16 protein-coding genes and 1 tRNA gene are annotated in these 17471 nt (G+C 65.5%); 10 read left to right on the top strand and 7 right to left on the bottom strand.

Annotated elements, in window-relative coordinates; translation table 11 throughout:
* The 4 genes from NU688_RS08295 to NU688_RS08280 all read left to right on the top strand — a co-directional run bounded on the left by NU688_RS08295 (position 1) and on the right by NU688_RS08280 (position 3704).
* Positions 1-1521, top strand: a complete 1521-nt coding sequence (locus NU688_RS08295) for a leucyl aminopeptidase (protein ID WP_257860056.1) — start codon at positions 1-3, stop codon at positions 1519-1521.
* Positions 1518-1961, top strand: a complete 444-nt coding sequence (locus NU688_RS08290; RefSeq protein ID WP_257860055.1) for a DNA polymerase III subunit chi — start codon at positions 1518-1520, stop codon at positions 1959-1961. The genes NU688_RS08295 and NU688_RS08290 overlap by 4 nt, the downstream gene beginning before the upstream one ends.
* Position 1962: 1 nt before the next feature.
* Positions 1963-2358, top strand: coding sequence for a hypothetical protein (locus NU688_RS08285; protein ID WP_257860054.1), 396 nt, complete (start codon positions 1963-1965; stop codon positions 2356-2358).
* 137 nt (positions 2359-2495) lie between these two features.
* Entirely contained in the window at positions 2496-3704 is a 1209-nt protein-coding gene (locus tag NU688_RS08280) for a branched-chain amino acid ABC transporter substrate-binding protein (RefSeq protein ID WP_198784029.1), read from the top strand.
* 96 nt (positions 3705-3800) lie between these two features.
* On the opposite strand, the gene NU688_RS08275 is transcribed toward NU688_RS08280, so the two are convergent.
* The 5 genes from NU688_RS08275 to NU688_RS08255 form a co-directional block, all read right to left on the bottom strand.
* Positions 3801-4190, bottom strand: coding sequence for a response regulator (locus NU688_RS08275; protein ID WP_257860053.1), 390 nt, complete (start codon positions 4188-4190; stop codon positions 3801-3803).
* A gap of 103 nt (positions 4191-4293) precedes the next feature.
* Complete coding sequence (locus tag NU688_RS08270; protein ID WP_257860052.1) at positions 4294-4650, bottom strand: hypothetical protein; 357 nt, start codon at positions 4648-4650, stop codon at positions 4294-4296.
* A 203-nt stretch (positions 4651-4853) separates the two neighbouring features.
* Positions 4854-4944, bottom strand: a tRNA-Ser gene (locus NU688_RS08265).
* Positions 4945-4968: 24 nt separating this feature from the next.
* A complete protein-coding gene (locus NU688_RS08260; RefSeq protein ID WP_257860051.1) occupies positions 4969-5898 on the bottom strand; it encodes an SPFH domain-containing protein in 930 nt (309 codons plus the stop codon).
* A gap of 39 nt (positions 5899-5937) precedes the next feature.
* The gene (locus NU688_RS08255; protein WP_206173517.1) at positions 5938-6363 is read right to left on the bottom strand and encodes an NfeD family protein; all 426 of its coding nucleotides are present in this window, start codon (positions 6361-6363) and stop codon (positions 5938-5940) included.
* A 196-nt stretch (positions 6364-6559) separates the two neighbouring features.
* On the opposite strand from NU688_RS08255, the gene NU688_RS08250 reads away from it, so the two are divergent.
* Entirely contained in the window at positions 6560-8857 is a 2298-nt protein-coding gene (locus NU688_RS08250; RefSeq protein WP_257860050.1) for an arginine/lysine/ornithine decarboxylase, read from the top strand.
* Between the two features lie 6 nt (positions 8858-8863).
* On the opposite strand, the gene NU688_RS08245 is transcribed toward NU688_RS08250, so the two are convergent.
* Both NU688_RS08245 and fabI read right to left on the bottom strand, forming a co-directional pair.
* Positions 8864-9718, bottom strand: coding sequence for a DNA ligase (locus NU688_RS08245; RefSeq protein WP_257860049.1), 855 nt, complete (start codon positions 9716-9718; stop codon positions 8864-8866).
* 70 nt (positions 9719-9788) lie between these two features.
* The gene (gene fabI / locus NU688_RS08240; RefSeq protein ID WP_257860048.1) at positions 9789-10571 is read right to left on the bottom strand and encodes an enoyl-ACP reductase FabI; all 783 of its coding nucleotides are present in this window, start codon (positions 10569-10571) and stop codon (positions 9789-9791) included.
* 37 nt (positions 10572-10608) lie between these two features.
* On the opposite strand from fabI, the gene NU688_RS08235 reads away from it, so the two are divergent.
* From NU688_RS08235 to NU688_RS08215, 5 genes are read left to right on the top strand one after another with little or no spacing between them, the layout of a single operon-like run.
* A complete protein-coding gene (locus NU688_RS08235; RefSeq protein WP_257860047.1) occupies positions 10609-12423 on the top strand; it encodes an extracellular solute-binding protein in 1815 nt (604 codons plus the stop codon).
* Between the two features lie 18 nt (positions 12424-12441).
* A complete protein-coding gene (locus tag NU688_RS08230; RefSeq protein ID WP_257860046.1) occupies positions 12442-13482 on the top strand; it encodes a microcin C ABC transporter permease YejB in 1041 nt (346 codons plus the stop codon).
* The gene (locus NU688_RS08225) at positions 13448-14515 is read left to right on the top strand and encodes an ABC transporter permease (protein ID WP_257860045.1); all 1068 of its coding nucleotides are present in this window, start codon (positions 13448-13450) and stop codon (positions 14513-14515) included. The genes NU688_RS08230 and NU688_RS08225 overlap by 35 nt, the downstream gene beginning before the upstream one ends.
* Complete coding sequence (locus NU688_RS08220) at positions 14512-16155, top strand: ABC transporter ATP-binding protein (protein ID WP_257860044.1); 1644 nt, start codon at positions 14512-14514, stop codon at positions 16153-16155. Before NU688_RS08225 ends, NU688_RS08220 begins: the two co-directional genes overlap by 4 nt.
* Positions 16156-16174: 19 nt before the next feature.
* Positions 16175-17371: a YbfB/YjiJ family MFS transporter gene (locus NU688_RS08215; RefSeq protein ID WP_257860043.1), complete on the top strand. Its 1197-nt coding sequence runs from the start codon at positions 16175-16177 to the stop codon at positions 17369-17371.
* Positions 17372-17471: the final 100 nt, after the last annotated feature.

Below are 17471 nucleotides of genomic sequence, written 5' to 3'. Positions count from 1 at the left end.
ATGGACTTTCAACTCAAGCCCCTCACCATCGCCCAGGCCGCGGCCGAAAAATCCGACGTCCTCATCGTGCTCGTCGGCAGCGCGGCCCTCACCTCCAAAGACTCACTTTCCGTGCTGGCCGCCAGCGCCCGCAAGGCCGGCGACCTGCCCGACAAGGCCGGCAAGCTCCTCTCACTCTACCGTCCCGACGACGTCGTGGCCTCCCGCGTCGTGCTCGCGGCCATCGGCGACGGCAAGCCCGCGTCGGTGCGCAGCGGCGTGATCGCGGCGGTCAACGCGGCCAAGGTGCATCGGCCCAAGCGGGCCGTTGTCGTCTTTGCCCAGCCGGCCGACGGCGCCGCAGTGGCCAGTGCCGTCTCGGCCGCGGCCGATGCCAGCTATGTCTACACGACCACCAAGTCGAAGGCCGAGGCGCGCAGCATCCGCCACCTGACCATCGGCGTGGCCGATGCAGCCGGCGCTGGAAAGGCCTTCGACGAGGCCCGCGCCACCGTGCTGGGCATCGAGCTGGCCAAGGAGTGGGGCAACCGCCCCGCCAACCACGCCACGCCCACGCTGCTGGCCGAAGCCGCCAAGGGGCTGGCCAAGCTCGACAACATCAAGTGCGAGGTGCTCGGGCCCAAGGAAGTCGAGAAGCTGGGCATGGGCTCCTTCGCCGCGGTGGCGCAGGGCTCGGCCGAACCGCTGCGCTTCATCGTGCTGCGCTACCAGGGTGCGCCCAAGGACCAGGCGCCGGTGGTGCTGATTGGCAAGGGCATCACCTTCGACACCGGCGGCGTTTCGCTCAAGCCCGCGGCCGAGATGGACGAGATGAAGTTCGACATGTGCGGCGCCGCGAGCGTGCTGGGCACCTTCCGCGCGCTCGGCGAGATCCAGCCGGCGATCAACGTGGTCGGCCTCATCCCCTCGTGCGAGAACATGAACGATGGCAAGGCCGTCAAGCCCGGCGACGTGGTCACCAGCATGAGCGGGCAGACCATCGAGGTGCTCAACACCGACGCCGAGGGCCGGCTCATCCTGTGCGATGCGCTGACCTATGCCAAGCGCTTCGAACCGGCCGCGGTGATCGACATTGCCACGCTCACCGGGGCCTGCGTGATCGCGCTCGGTGGTGTGCGCAGCGGCATGTTCGCGAGCGACGAGCCGCTGGCCGCGGCGCTCCAGGCGGCCGGCGAGCAATCGCAGGATCGCTGCTGGCGCCTGCCGCTGGACGACGAGTACGCCGAAGGCCTCAAGAGCAACTTCGCCGACGTGGCCAACATCGGCGGGCGTGCCGGCGGTGCGGTCGTCGCGGCGAAGTTCCTGCAGCGCTTTGTCGGCGACTTCCCCTGGGCGCACCTGGACATCGCAGGCACCGCCTGGAAGAGCGGGGCCGCCAAGGGCTCGACGGGCCGACCCGTGGGGCTGCTGGTGTCCTACCTGACGACCCGCGCGGCCGACAAGGCCGCCACCGCGACGCCCAAGGTCAAAGCCAAGACGGAGCCCAAGGCCTCGGCACGCAAGGCCCGGTCCCCGAAGTGACGGAAATCGGCTTCCACTTCAACGCGCCCGACAAGCTGAACTACGCTTGCCGGCTCGTTCGCAAGGCGGTGAATGCGCGCGGGCTGCGGGTGGTGGTCGTCGGCGATGCAGAGGCGCTCGACGCGGTCGATGCCGCGCTCTGGCAACTGTCGCCCGTCGACTTCGTCGCGCACTGCCGCGGCGATGCGCAAGCCCACGTGGTGGCCCGTTCGCCTGTGATCCTTTCTTCGGAGGGCGCCGATGCGGCATCGCTGCCGCACCGCGAGATGCTGGTGAACCTGGGCCTGGAAGTGCCCGCCGGGTTCGAGCGCTTCGAGCGGCTGATCGACATCGTGAGCGACGAGCCCAACGACCGGCAGATCGGCCGCTCGCGCTGGCGCCATTACGCCGACCGCGGCTACACCATCCAGCCGCACGACTTCGCAAGGAGCGCTTCCTGATATGGCCAGCACGCTGCGCACGCCGCCCCGCTTCGTCCCCACCCTGACCACGGTGCTCGATATCCCGGCGGAGCCCGCGAGCCCCGAGCCGTCCGATGCGCCGGTGCCACAGCCCGATGCGGCCAGCGCGGTCGCATTGCCACCCGCGGCGCAGCTCACGCAGGCCGAAATCGTCAGCCTCGAAGAGCAGCTCCTGCACCGTGTACTGCAGCGCGTCGACCTCTCTCTCGAAGAGCGATTGAGCGACGCGGTGTCCGCCGCCGTCCAGCAGCAACTCGACGACATGGTGCCGCGCCTGCGCGGTGAAATCGAGGCCGTTCTGCGCGCGCTGGTGATCGAATCCATGGCCGCCGAACTCTCCGAAAACACAGGGTCTACGCCAGCTTCCGGCGCATAAATCCTCGGCTAAACTGCGCCGCAGGTCGGAATGGCGTGAGGGTGCCGCTGGTCTGCGGCGCGAAACTTGCGAGGTCTGCGCGCCCGGATCACACGACCGGTTTTTTATTGTTCTCATCCAAGTTCTGGAGGTTTCCCATGCAATTGAAATGGACTGCGGTCGCACTGGCTGCACTCACGCTGGTGGCTTGCGGCAAGAAAGAAGAAGCTGCTGCACCCGCTGCAACGCCGGCGCCCACGGCGGCCGCCCCCGCACCCGCAGCACCTCCTGCCGATGCACTGGTCGTCAAGATCGGTCACGTCGGCCCGACCAGCGGTCCCATTGCCCACCTCGGCAAGGACAACGAGTTCGGCGCCAAGATGGCCATCGAAGACCTGAATGCAAAGGGCCTCAAGATCGGCGACAAGGTTGCCAAGTTCGTGCTGGTGCCTGAAGACGATGCCGGCGATCCGAAGCAAGGCACGGCCGTTGCCCAGAAGCTGGTCGACGAAAAGGTCAACGGCGTGGTCGGTCACCTGAATTCGGGCACCACCATTCCCGCTTCCAAGCTCTACAGCGACGCCGGCATTCCGCAGGTCTCGCCGTCGGCAACCAACCCCAAGTACACGCGCCAAGGCTTCAAGACCACGTTCCGCGTGGTGGCCGATGACACGCAACTGGGCGGCACGCTCGGCAAGTACGCCGTCGACACGCTCAAGGGCAAGAACATCGCCGTGATCGACGACCGCACGGCTTACGGCCAAGGCGTTGCCGAAGAATTCGAGAAGGCCGCCAAGGCCGCAGGCGGCACCATCGTGGGCCACGAGTTCACCACCGACAAGTCGACCGACTTCAACGCCATCCTGACCAAGCTGAAGGCTGCCAAGCCCGACGTCCTGTTCTTCGGCGGCATGGACGCCGTCGGCGGCCCGATGCTCAAGCAGGTCAAGCAACTCGGCCTGAACGTCAAGTTCATGGGCGGCGACGGCCTGTGCACCGGCGAACTGCCGAAGCTGGCTGGGGATGCCATCGGCGAAGACATGGTGGTCTGCGCTGAAGCCGGCGGTGTCGACGGCGATTTCAAGCAGCCGCTGGAAGACTTCAAGGCCAGGTTCAAGACCAAGAACGGCGTCGAAGTGCAGATCTATGCACCGTACGTCTATGACGCGGTCAACGTGCTGGCCGAAGCCATGGTCAAGGCCGGTTCGTCGGAACCGGAAAAGTACCTGCCCGAAATCGGCAAGCTGCAATACAAGGGCGTGACCGGCCCGATCGCCTTCGACGAAAAGGGCGACATCAAGAACGGCGCGCTGACCTTGTTCACGTACAAGGGTGGCGTGCGCACGCAGATCGCCGTGGTGCGCTGAAGCGCATTGGCAGTCGCGCATGTCGCGCGGCTTGTCTGCTAAAAAGAAAAGGGCCTTCGGGCCCTTTTTTCATGATGCCCTGCGATTGAGGCGTCGTCAGAGTGTGGCGAGGCCCGAGGGGCGGTCGGTGTTGCAGTACTCGATGAAGGCATCGAGATCGCGCGACTTGTCGAACACCGCGTCGGCCCCCAGCGCTTCGCAGCGGGCCCGGATGTCCACGGTCACGTAGTTGCTCAGCACCACGACCCGCTGGCCCGCCGAGCGGGCCTTGCAGCCGGCCAGCACGCCGAGGCCGGAGCCTTCTTTCAGGAACAGGTCGACGATCAGGAGTTGCCAGTCATTCGGATGGGCCGCCAGCCATGCCAGCGCATCCGACTCGGTCTCGGCAAAGCCGACCACCCGGCCGTTGACCAGATCCTCCAGTGCAGGGACCAGGTTGTCTCTGATGGTCTTGTTGTCCTCGACGAGGAACGTGATGAGGGCCATGCCTTGGTTTCGCTTTGAGAACCAATAGCGTAGCGTGCTGAACGCGGCCGCAGCGTAGGAGAAGGGAGACGGACCGAGGGAACGTTGTTCTTCTCGGGCTGCTTCAGTCCGCGCCGTCGGCGCGGATCTTTGCCTTGAGCTTTTCGGCCAGCGCCTGGCTCTCGTCGCGTTCGGCGGTCACTTCGAGGCGCTTTTCGATCTCTTCGCTCAGCGCGGCATTCACCTCGGCCAGTTTTTCCGCTGACTTGGCCAGCTTTTCCTCGAGCTGGCTCGTGTGTTCGATCGCCTGTGCTACCTCGCCGACCTGGACTTCGTCAGGCAGTTCCTGCTCAAGCACCGTGCTCACCACGGCCAGGTTGTCCGAAGCCCGTTGCACGTCGGCTGCGACTTCTTCGCTTTTTTGAAGCGTCTTGTCGAGGGTGGTCTTGTCACGCGTCGTCGTCGGGGTCTGTCCGGCCATCGAGGCTCCTTGCGAATTTTTCGCGCTTGAAAGTAAAACCTTTGGATCGTACCGCCGGGCAAACGCGTCGGCGGGCCTGACCCTGGTTGTTGCGAGGCAACGTGTCATATGACACCCTGGAAGACAAAAAAGCCCAAGTGCTTGTGGCGACTTGGGCTTCTTGCTATCTGCATGTTCGCGAACGGTCACGAACAATCAATCTCTGGCGGAGCAGGCGGGATTCGAACCCGCGGAGGGCTATTAACCCTCACACGCTTTCCAGGCGTGCGACTTAAACCGCTCATCCACCGCTCCTGAGCCCACGATTATAGCAGTCGCTCAGCTCGGATTCGACGGCTTGCCGGCCTGGACCATGCGCATCGCCGAGGCGATGAGCGCAGCCGTCTCGGTCATGTTGCTCGGCACGATCAACGTGGTCTTGGAATCGGCTGCGACCTTGCCGTAGGCATCGACTGCGCGCTCGGCCACCTTGAGCTGCACGGCCTGCTCGCCGCCGGGCTTCTGGATGGCCGCTGCCACGCGTTCGATGGCGTCCGCAGTGGCCGTAGCCACCGCGGTAATGGCGGCTGCCTCGCCCTGCGCGTTGTTGATCTGGGCCTGCTTTTCACCTTCGGAGCGGGCGATGAAGGCCTCGCGCTCGCCGGTTGCGATGTTGATCTGCTCCTGGCGGCGGCCTTCCGATGCCGCGATCAGCGCGCGCTTGCCGCGCTCGGCGGTGATCTGCGCCTGCATGGCCAGCAAGATTTCCTTCGGCGGCGTCAGGTCCTTGATTTCGTAGCGCAGCACCTTCACGCCCCAGTTGAGCGCGGCTTCGTCGATCGCGGCCACCACCTGGGCGTTGATGACGTCGCGCTCCTCGAAGGTCTTGTCGAGCTCGAGCTTGCCGATCACGCTGCGCAGCGATGTTTGCGCGAGCTGCGTCACGGCCACGATGTAGTTCGACGAGCCGTAGCTCGCGCGCATCGGGTCGGTCACCTGAAAGTACAGGATGCCGTCGACCTGCAGTTGGGTGTTGTCGCGCGTGATGCAGATCTGGCTCGGCACGTCGAGCGGGATTTCCTTCAGGCTGTGCTTGTAGGCCACCCGGTCGATGAACGGGATCAGGAAATTGGGGCCGGGCGTCATCGTGCCGTGGTACTTGCCCAGGCGCTCGCGCACCCAGGCGTTCTGCTGCGGCACGAACTTGACCGACTGGCTGATGAAGATGATCGCGATGACCAGGATGATGAGGGGGACCGAGAATTCCATGGTGCTCTTCCTTGTTCCGAGTTCTTGAGTTCTGACTGACTAGATCTTGTCGACGACGAGGCGGCTGCCGACCACCTCGACCACGCGGTGCTCGCCCGTCGAAGGCGCATGCCCCGCGCGCTGCACGACGGTCCATTGGGCACCGCGGTAGCGCACGGTGGCGGTGCCGTCGGGGTTCCATGCATCGACATGCACGCTTTCGCCGATGTCGAGATTCACGTCGCGGTTGGTGCCGGCGGCCGCTGCCCGCGGGCGCTTGCGCTGGATCGAGTACCAGACCAGCACGGCACCCACGCCGATCACGGCGGCCACGATCAATTGAGTGATGGTGCCGAAGCCCAGGTGTGCCGCAATGGCCGCTGCCGCGAAGCCGGCCGCCAGCAGGAGCAGGTAGACCGTGCCCGAGAGCAGCTCGACCACGATGGCGGCTCCCGCGATCAGCCACCAGATGGTGGAATTCGCCATGACAACTCCTTGTTTTGCTTGTTCGATGCGCGCCATTCTGAGGCATACGGCGCCAAGCGCTTGCCCCACGTAGGGGTACTGGCCCCAGGGGAGTGCCTCATGCGGCCATCGCCCAAATGTCTTGCACCAGGCTGACCAAATTCTTCATCTGAATTCCGTACACTTCGCGCCTCATTGCCTGTCCGGAGCCCCGCTCATGAAATTCCGCTTCCCCATCGTCATCATCGACGAGGACTTCCGCTCCGAAAACACCTCGGGCCTCGGCATTCGCGCGCTCGCGCAGGCCTTCGAAAGCGAGGGCTTCGAGGTGCTGGGTGTCACGAGCTATGGCGACCTGAGCCAGTTCGCGCAGCAGCAAAGCCGCGCCAGCGCTTTCATCCTGTCGATCGATGACGAGGAATTCACGGTCGGCCCCGACCTCGATCCGGCCGTGCTGAACCTGCGCACCTTCATCGGCGAGGTACGGCGCAAGAACGCGGACGTGCCGATCTATATCTACGGCGAAACCAAGACCGCACGCCACATCCCGAACGACATCCTGCGCGAGCTCCACGGCTTCATCCACATGTTCGAGGACACGCCGGAGTTCGTGGCGCGCCACATCATCCGCGAGGCCAAGGCCTATCTCGAAGGCGTGCAGCCGCCGTTCTTCAGGGCGCTGATCGACTATGCGGAAGACGGCTCGTACTCCTGGCACTGCCCGGGCCACTCGGGCGGCGTGGCGTTTCTCAAGAGCCCGGTGGGCCGCATGTTCCATCAGTTCTTCGGCGAGAACATGCTGCGCGCCGACGTCTGTAATGCGGTGGAAGAACTGGGCCAGCTGCTCGACCACACCGGCCCGGTGGCCGCCAGCGAGCGCAATGCGGCGCGCATCTTCAATGCCGACCATTGCTTCTTCGTGACCAATGGCACCAGCACCAGCAACAAGATGGTGTGGCACCACACGGTGGCGCCCGACGACGTGGTGGTGGTCGACCGCAATTGCCACAAGTCGATCCTGCACGCGATCATCATGACCGGCGCGATTCCGGTGTTCATGAAGCCCACGCGCAACCACTTCGGCATCATCGGCCCGATTCCGAAGAGCGAGTTCGAGCAGAGCGCCATCAAGGCCAAGATCAAGGCCAACCCGCTGCTGGCTGACGTGGACCACGAGAAGGTCAAGCCACGCGTGATGACGCTCACCCAGTCGACCTACGACGGCGTGATCTACAACACCGAGACCATCAAGAACATGCTCGACGGCTACGTCGACACGCTGCACTTCGACGAGGCCTGGCTGCCGCACGCCGCCTTCCACCCGTTCTACGGCGCCTACCACGCGATGGGCAAGCGCCGCGTGCGGCCCAAGGAATCGCTGGTGTTCGCCACGCAGTCCACCCACAAGCTGCTGGCCGGCATCAGCCAGGCCAGCCATGTGCTCGTGCAGGACTCGCAGAATCGCGCGCTCGACCGCGACCTCTTCAACGAGGCCTACCTGATGCATTCGTCCACCAGCCCGCAGTACGCGATCATCGCGAGCTGCGACGTGGCCGCCGCGATGATGGAGCCGCCCGGAGGCACCGCGCTGGTGGAAGAAAGCATCCTCGAGGCGCTCGACTTCCGCCGCGCCATGCGCAAGGTCGAAGAAGAATTCGGCAAGGACGAGTGGTGGTTCAAGGTCTGGGGCCCCGAGAAGCTCGTCGACGAAGGCATCGGCCGCGCCGATGACTGGATCATGAAGGGCGAGAAGGACGCCAAGCCCAAGAACAAGAAGAGCCCGCGCAACTGGCACGGCTTCGGCGACCTGGCCGACGGCTTCAACATGCTCGACCCGATCAAGTCGACCATCGTCACGCCCGGCCTCGACCTTGAAGGCAACTTCGCCGAGACCGGCATTCCGGCCAGCGTGGTGACCAAGTTCCTCGCCGAGCACGGCGTGATCGTGGAGAAGACCGGGCTCTACAGCTTCTTCATCATGTTCACCATCGGCATCACCAAGGGCCGCTGGAACACGCTGCTCACGGCGCTGCAGCAGTTCAAGGACGACTACGCGCGCAACCAGCCGATGTGGCGCATCCTCCCTGAGTTCTGCCAACATCACCCCGGCTACGAGCGCCTCGGCCTGCGCGACCTTTGCCAGCACATCCACCAGCTCTACGCCCGCTACGACGTGGCGCGCCTGACCACCGAGATGTATTTGAGCGACCTCACGCCGGCCATGAAGCCCAGTGACGCCTTCGCCCACATCGCGCACCGCAAGACCGAGCGCGTGGAAATCGACGAGCTCGAAGGCCGCATCACGACCAGCCTGATCACGCCATACCCGCCGGGCATTCCGCTGCTGATTCCCGGCGAAGTGTTCAACAAGAAGATCGTCGACTACCTCAGGTTCTCGCGCGAGTTCAACCTGCAGTGCCCGGGCTTCGAGACCGACATCCACGGCCTCGTGGCGCGCGTCGACGAGACGGGCAAGAAGCGCTACTACGCCGACTGCGTTCGCAGGGCGGGCTGATCTTGCTCAGGAGTGCGGGGCGTCTTCGCGCACCCGCATGAAGCGCGCGAACCGCGGCAGGCCGCTGGCATTCGTGCCGTTGAAGCGGTAGGTGACCCAGGCGCCGATGGCGGGCGGGTTCTCGCGCTCGGCATCGGTCAAGCCGCTGCCTAGCTTGAAGCGCTTGCCCTCGGGCGTCTCGACGACCAGGGCGCCCAGCCGATGGCTGTTGCGGCCTTTGCCGGTCACGTGGCCGACCACGCGGGCTTCGGCATCGTCATAAGGCTTGACCTTGAGCAGGTCGTTGTTGCGCTCGCCGCGGTAGAGCGAGCCGCCGCGGTGCAGCATCAACCCTTCGCCGCCCATCTTCACCGTCTTGTCGAGCAGGGCCTGCAGTTCGGCGTGCGTCGTGGCGCGCTCTTGCGGCACCAGGACGACCCACGGTGCATCGGTGATCGGCAGCAGCTTGCGCAATGCTGCCAAACGGGTGGTGAAGTCGCCGGACTGTGCCGGCATGTCGAACACCATGAAGCGCATCTCGCGCCAGGCGACGTCGTTGGGCGTCTGGCTGCGCGCGGTGGATACCGCATGCGAGAAGCGGCCGCGGCCCGCCCACAACTCGCCGTCGAGTGGTTGCTTCGGCAGCGACGCAATGAACCAGGCGGGCGCCGCGACGGGCTCGCCGCCGCGGGTCCAGAGCTGCTTGCCGTCCCAGTAGCCGCGCACGCCGTCGTATTTCTCGCTGACCCAGTAGTCGGCCAGCGACATGCCGGGACGGTAGACGTCGGCCAGCATCAGCGAGGGCGCAGTGTTGCGCGCAAGCGCTGGGGAGGCCAGGGCCACGCCCAGGACTGCGAGCAGGAGGGAACGTCGATTCAGCACGGTGCCATGAAATGAGTCGCGGATAGCGACCGTTCGACGATCGCTGCAAGCCTGCGGGAAGAGGGCAGGCTTACTCCGCCATGCCCCCGACGACGTTGCTGAAGCCGCCGTCCACGTAGGTGATCTCGGCCGTCACGCCGCTGGCCAGGTCGCTCAGCAGGAAGGCCGCGACGTTGCCCACTTCCTCGATCGTCACGTTGCGGCGGATCGGCGAAGCGTCGGCCACGGCCGCCAGCATCTTGCCGAAGCCCTTGATGCCGCTCGCGGCCAGCGTCTTGATCGGGCCGGCGCTGATGCCGTTCACGCGCATGCCCTTGGGGCCCAGCGACGAGGCGGTGTAGCGCACCGAGGCTTCGAGCGAGGCCTTGGCCAGGCCCATGGTGTTGTAGTTGGGCAGCGCCCGTTCGGCGCCCAGGTAGGTCAGGGTCAGCAGGGCCGACTTGTCGTTGAGGTAGGGCAGGGCGGCCTTGGCCATGGCCGGGAAGCTGTAGGCGCTGATGTCGTGCGCGATCCGGAAGCCTTCGCGCGAGAGGCCGTCCAGGAAGTCGCCCGCGATGGCTTCGCGCGGGGCGAAGCCGATGCTGTGGACGAAGCCGTCGAACTTGGGCCAGGTCTGGGCGAGGTCGGCGAAGAGCTTGTCGATCTGGGCGTCGTCGCCCACGTCGCAATCAAAAATCAGCTTCGAGCCGAAGTCTGCGGCATATTCGGTGATACGGTCCTTGAATCGTTCGCCGACATAACTGAAGGCGAGTTCCGCGCCTTGTTCGTGGCACGCCTTGGCGATGCCGTAAGCGATCGAGCGATTGCTCAACACACCGGTGATCAACAGTTTTTTGCCGGAAAGAAAGCCCATGAAGTTGCCTTGTGAAAATCTTGGGCAGAATTCTCGCATGCGGTTTCTCCGGGTCTGGTGGTTGTTGGTGTGTGCGGCTCCTGTGTGGGCGGCGCATGGATATGCACTCTGGGATGACCTGAAGTACGCCCCTGGCTTCACCGCCTTCGACTACGTCAACCCCGACGCGCCCAAGGGCGGCGAGCTGCGCCTGGTCAGCAACCTGCGTGTTTCCACCTTCGACAAGTACAACCCGTTCACCATCAAGGGCACGGCACCGGCCTACCTCGACAGCCTGATCTTCGAGTCGCTGCTGGCCGGTTCGATGGACGAAACCGCCTCGGGCTATGGCCTGCTGGCAGAAGACGTGGCGGTCGCCCCCGATCGCCGCAGCGTGACCTTTCGCCTGCGGCCCGAGGCGAAGTTCCACAACGGCAAGCCGGTCGAAGCCGCCGATGTGAAGCACAGCTACGACACGCTGATCGGCCCCTTCGCCTCGCCGGGCTACAAGACGCTGCTGCAGGAGGTCGACGGCGCCGACGTGCTCGACGCGCGCACCATCCGCTTTCGCTTCAAGACGCCGAACCGCGAACTGCCGTTGATCGTCGGTGCCCTGCCGGTCTTCAGCCGGGCGTGGGGCATGGAGAACGGCAAGGCCAAGCCCTTCGACCAGGTGGTGATGGACATTCCCATCGGCAGCGGCCCCTACAAGATCGGACCGGTGCGCTTCGGCAAGGACATCACCTACGTGCGCGACCCCGGCTACTGGGGGCGCAACCTCGCGGTGAACCGCGGCAGTTCCAACTTCGACCGCATCACCGTCAAGATCTACAAGGACAACACGGCCCGCCTCGAGGCGTTGAAGGCCGGCGAGTTCGACATGATGAGCTTCTACTCGGCCGGCGACTGGGCGCGGCGGGTGACCGGCAAGCGCTTCGACACCGGCGAGCTCATCAAGCACGAGTTCCAGCACAAGAAGCCTGCGGGCTTCCAGAGCTACGTGCTCAACAGCCGCCGGGGCAAGCTCAAGGACCCGCGCGTGCGCGAGGCACTCGGGCTGGCGCTGGATTACGAGTGGATGAACCGCCAGATGTTCTACGGCGGCTATCCGCGCGTGAAAGACCTGTTCGGCAACACCGACTGCGAAGCGCAAGGCCAGCCTTCGGCGGAGGAAAAGGCCTTGCTCGAACCCTGGCGCGGCAAGATTCCCGACGCGAGTTTCGGTCCGATGTACACGCCGCCCACGACCGAGGGCGCGGACCAGTCGCTGCGCAGCAACCTGCGCCGTGCGCGCGAGTTGCTCAAGGAGGCCGGCTGGGAATACCGCGATGGCGCACTGCGCAACGCCAAGGGCGAGGCCATGACGCTGGAGTACCTGGACAGCAGGGAAGGTGGCGTACGCACGGTGTCGCCGTGGGTCCGCAATCTCGAGAAGCTTGGCATCACGCTCAACTTCTCGTCCGTCGATTTCGCGCTCTACCAGGAGCGGCTCGACCGGTTCGAATTCGACATCACCACCATCAATTTCCCCGGCACCAACAACCCGGGCCAGCAACTGCTCGAGATCTTCGGCAGCAAGGCCGCCAAGACGGAGAGCTCGGGCAACTACATGGGCGTGTCCACGCCGGCGGTCGATGCCTTGCTCAAGCACATCGTCGATGCCGACACCAAGGCCGACCTGCTGCCCGCCTGCCGGGCGCTGGACCGGGTCATCATGCACAGCCACTACCTGATTCCCCAGTGGACGCTGAGTTCGCACCGTGTCGTGTACGACGACTGGCGACTGGCGTTCAAGGCGCCGATGCCGCCGTACGCCGCTGCCGAGGGCTGGATCATGGGCACCTGGTGGGCCAAGCCGCCGAAGAAACCATAGAAGAGAAAGACCGCCGCCATGCTCTCCTATGTCCTCAAGCGACTGCTGCTGTTCATTCCCACGTTGCTGGGCGTGCTGTTGGTCACCTTCCTCGTCATCCAGTTCGTGCCCGGGGGGCCGGTGGAGCAATACCTGGCTGAGGCGAAAACCGCGGGCGTCGCCGGCGGAGGCGGAGGCTTCGAGTCGGGCGGCGGCTCCTACCGGGGCAACCAGGGCGTCGATCCCAAGCGCGTGGAGCAGATCAAGGCGCTGTATGGCTTCGACAAGCCGCCGCACGAGCGACTCTGGCAGATGCTCGGGCAGTTCGCGCGCTTCGATCTGGGCAAGAGCTTTTTCCAGAACAAGGACGTGTGGACGCTGATTCTCGAGAAGCTGCCCGTGTCGATCAGCCTCGGCCTCTGGACTTTCTTCATCAGCTACGGCGTGGCCGTGCCGCTGGGCGTGGCCAAGGCGGTGCGCGCAGGCTCGCGCTTCGACCTCGTCACCACGCTGATCGTGCTGATCGGCTATGCCATTCCGGGCTTCGTGCTGGGCGTGGCGCTGCTGGTGATTTTCGGGGGGCAGCTGCAGTGGTTTCCGTTGCGCGGGCTGACCTCCTCGAACTGGGATGAGCTCAGCTGGGGTGCCCGCATCGTCGACTACCTCTGGCACATCACCTTGCCGGTCACGGCCATGGTGCTCGGCAGCTTCGCGGTGACGGCCATGCTGACCAAGAACTCGTTTCTCGAGGAGATCCGCAAGCAGTACGTGCTGACCGCGCGCGCCAAGGGGCTGGGCGAGCGGCAGGTGCTCTGGAAGCATGTGTTCCGCAATGCGCTCATTCCCATCATTACCGGGCTGCCGGCGGCCTTCATCGGCTCGTTCTTCGCAGGGTCGTTGCTCATCGAGACGCTGTTCTCGCTCGACGGGCTGGGCCTGCTGGGCTACGAAAGCGTGATCCGGCGCGACTACCCCGTGGTGCTGGGCACCCTCTACATCTTTACGCTGATCGGCCTGGTGACCAAGCTGATTTCCGATCTCTGCTATGTCTGGGTGGACCCGCGTGTCAAATTCGACTGAGACGGCCCCGCACATCTCGCCCGGCCGCCGCGCCTGGATGCGCTTCAAGCGCAACCGGCTCGGCTACTGGAGCCTGGTGCTCTTCACGCTGATGGTGCTGCTGAGCCTCTTTGCCGAGGTGCTGTCCACCGACAAGCCGCTGATCGTGCGCTACCAGGGCCAGACCTATTTCCCCGTGCTGCGCGACTATTCCGAAAAGACGTTCGGCGGCGACTTCGAGACACCTGCCGACTATCTGGACCCCTTCATCCGCGAGCGGATCACCGCCGGCGACAACTGGGCGGTCTTCGCGCCCAACACCTACGGCGCCAAGACGCTGAACTATTTCGCCAAGGCGCCGAGTCCGGCGGCTCCCTCGGCCGACAACTGGCTCGGCACCGACGATCGCGGCCGCGACCTGCTGGCCCAGCTGATCTACGGCTTTCGCGTGAGCGTGCTGTTCGCGCTCGCGCTGACGGTCATCGGCACGGTGCTGGGCGTGGCGGCCGGCGCGGTCCAGGGTTACTTCGCGGGCAGGATCGACCTGGCGTTCCAGCGCTTCATCGAGATCTGGGGCTCGATGCCGGAGCTCTACCTGCTGATCATCTTCAGCGCCATCTTCAAGCCGAGCGTGACGTTGCTGCTGATCCTGCTGAGCCTGTTCGGCTGGATGGCCCTGTCCGACTACGTGCGCGCCGAGTTCCTACGCAATCGCCAGATGGACTACGTGCGTGCTGCCCGCGCGCTCGGTGTGAGCAACCTGCAGATCATGTGGCGCCATATCCTGCCCAACAGCATGGTGCCTGTCGTCACCTTGCTGCCGTTCCGCATGAGCGCGGCGATCCTGGCGCTGACCTCGCTCGACTTCCTCGGCCTCGGGGTGCCGCCGGGCACACCGTCGCTGGGCGAATTGCTGAACCAGGGCAAATCGAGCATCGACGCCTGGTGGATCTCGCTTTCCACCTTCGGCGTGCTGGTCGTCACGCTGATGCTGCTGACCTTCATGGGCGACGCGCTGCGCGATGCACTCGATCCGCGGAAGGCCGACAAGTGAACGACACGACAACAAAGAACCAGCCTTTGGTCGACGTGAAAGGCCTGCGCGTCGCGTTCAGCGGCAAGGAGGTCGTGCACGGCATCGACTTCCAGATCGCCGAGGGCGAGAAGCTCGCGCTCGTCGGCGAATCTGGCTCAGGCAAGACCGTCACGGCGCTGTCGCTGCTGCGCCTTGTGCAGAACGCTGATCTCACAGGCGTGGCCAGGCTCTTCGGCCCGGAGCGCTCGCAGAGCGGGAATGCGCGCGACCTGCTGGCGATCCCGGAGCGCGAGCTGCGCGGCATCCGCGGCAAGGAGATCGCGATGATCTTCCAGGAGCCGATGACCGCGCTCAATGCGCTCTATAGCGTGGGCGACCAGATCTCCGAGGTGCTCGAGTTGCACGAGGGGCTGTCGGCCCGCGCGGCGCAAGCGGCGGCCGTCCAGCTGCTGGCCGATACCGGCATTCCCGAGCCGGCGCGGCGGGCGCGGTCGTTCCCGCACCAGCTCTCGGGCGGACAGCGCCAGCGCGCCATGATCGCGATGGCGCTCGCCTGCAAGCCGCGTCTCCTGCTGGCCGACGAGCCGACCACCGCGCTCGACGTCACGGTGCGCGCGCAGATCCTCGAACTGCTGGCCGACCTGCAGCGCAAGTACGGCATGGCCGTGCTGCTGATCACCCATGACCTGAACCTCGTGCGCCGCTTCGCCGACCGCGTGGCCGTGATGGAGAACGGCCACATCGTCGAGCACGGCGCCGTGGCCACCGTGTTCGACGCCCCGCAGCATGCCTACACCCGCAAGCTGATCGACAGCCATCCGGAGCGCGACGTGGCGGCAGTGGCAGCGCGGGCCGATGCCGCGCCGCTGCTCGAAGCCAAGGCCTTGCGTGTGAGCTATCCGGTGCCGAAGCCGGGCTTTGCCGGCTGGTTCCGCAAGGGCGAATTCATTGCGGTGCAGGGCGCCGATTTCCGCATCGTGCCGGGTGAGACGCTGGGCGTTGTCGGCGAATCGGGGTCGGGCAAGTCGACGCTGGCCCTTGCGGCGCTCGGGCTCCTGAAGCATCGGGGCGAGCTGAAGGTGGACGGCAAGGGATGGGCGGTCGATCGCGCATCGGACCTGGCCCTTCGCCGCACGATGCAGGTGGTGTTCCAGGACCCGTTCTCCTCGCTCTCGCCGCGCATGACGGTCGAGCAGATCGTGGGGGAGGGGTTGCGCGTCCACGCGCCGGAACTCGACACGAACGCGCGCAGGGCCCGCTCGCTTGCGGCGCTGGCGGACGTGGGGCTGACCGAGGCGCAGTTTCCCGCGCTGCTCGATCGCTATCCGCACGAGTTCTCGGGCGGCCAGCGGCAGCGGCTCGCGATTGCGCGCGCCTTGATCGTCGATCCGCAGCTGCTGGTGCTCGACGAGCCGACCAGCGCGCTCGACGTGACGATCCAGAAGCAGGTGCTGGGCCTGCTGCAGCGCCTGCAGCGCGAGCGGGGCCTGAGCTACCTGCTGATCACCCACGACGTCGAAGTGATCCGCGCCATGGCGCACCAGGTCATCGTGATGAAGGACGGGGCGATCCTCGAGACCGGGACGGTCGAGCGTGTGCTGGATGCGCCGGAGCATCCCTATACGCAGAAACTGGTGGCCGCTGCGCTGCTGGAATAAAACGAAAAGTGAAGAAGAAATGTCGGTAAACAGACAGGACCGCCGCGGCGCCTGGCGTGCGGCGCTGGCCTGCATGGTCACGCTGGCGGTGGCGATGGGCCTCGGGCGATTCGCCTTCACGCCGATGCTGCCCATCATGCTGGGGGAGGGAAAACTCGAACTGGCCGGGGGCGGCGTGCTGGCGTCGCTCAATTACCTGGGCTATTTCCTGGGGGCGGTGAGTTGCGCGGCCATCGGGATCAAGGCGTCGAGCATGGTCCGGGGCGGACTGGCCGCGACGGCGGCATTGCTGATCGGCATGGGCCTGCTCCACAGCTTCACGGGCTGGGGCGTCCTGCGCGGGGCCGCCGGCGTCATGAGCGCCTGGGTCTTCGTGTTCGCCTCGGGCTGGGGCCTGCGGCGGCTGGCCGAAACGAATTCGCCGATGCTGGCCGGCGTGATCTATACCGGGCCGGGCATCGGCATTGCGATGACCGGCCTGCTCGGCGGGGCGCTGGGGCGTTGGGGTTCCGAGGTGGGCTGGATCGGCCTGGGCCTGCTGGCCGTGGTGCTCATCGCGGTCATCTGGCGGGTGTTCGATGACGGCGAAGCCGCGCAAGGCGGCAGCACGAAAGCCCCTGTGATCGCAAGCAGCGTGACGGCGTCCGGCGCGGATCGCAGCGATGCGATCTGGCTGGTCGCGCTCTATGGGCTGGCAGGCTTCGGCTACATCATCACGGCCACCTTTCTCCCGGTGATTGCGCGCCAGGCGCTGCCGGAATCGTCCTGGCCCGACTTCTTCTGGCCGCTGTTCGGTGCGGCGATCATTCCAGGCGCGCTGATCGGTGCCCGCGCGCCCACCCATTGGGACAATCGGCTGCTGCTGGCCGCAGCCTATGCGCTGCAGGCGCTGGGCGTGGTGCTTTCCGTGGCGTGGCCCACGATCGGCGGGTTCGCGTTGGGCAGCCTGCTGCTGGGGATGCCGTTCACCGCGATCACGCTTTTCGCCATGCGGGAGGCGCGCCGGCTGCGTGGCAATGCGGCGGCGGGGCTGATCGGCTATGCCACGGCGTCCTACGGGGTGGGGCAGATCATCGGACCGCTGTTCGCGGCGCCCCTGGCCCAGCGCACCGGTTCTTTCGAGCAGCCGTTGCTGGTTGCGGCGGCTGCCTTGGCGCTCGGTGCGGTGCTGTTTGCGGTGGTCTGGTCGAAATCTCGTCGTCCAGTGACTGTCTGAGCTGCAATGGCCCTTCATTTATCACACGAATAGCATATAATTCGAGGCTCACGACCAAACGGGCGGGTACCAACCGCCCGTTTTTTTTGGTCTATGCATT

It is taken from the genome of Variovorax sp. ZS18.2.2, from assembly GCF_024701975.1.
Lineage (GTDB): Bacteria > Pseudomonadota > Gammaproteobacteria > Burkholderiales > Burkholderiaceae_C > Variovorax.
Note: the sequence above shows the minus strand (reverse complement) of the source record. Positions and strands in the feature narration are given on the sequence as shown.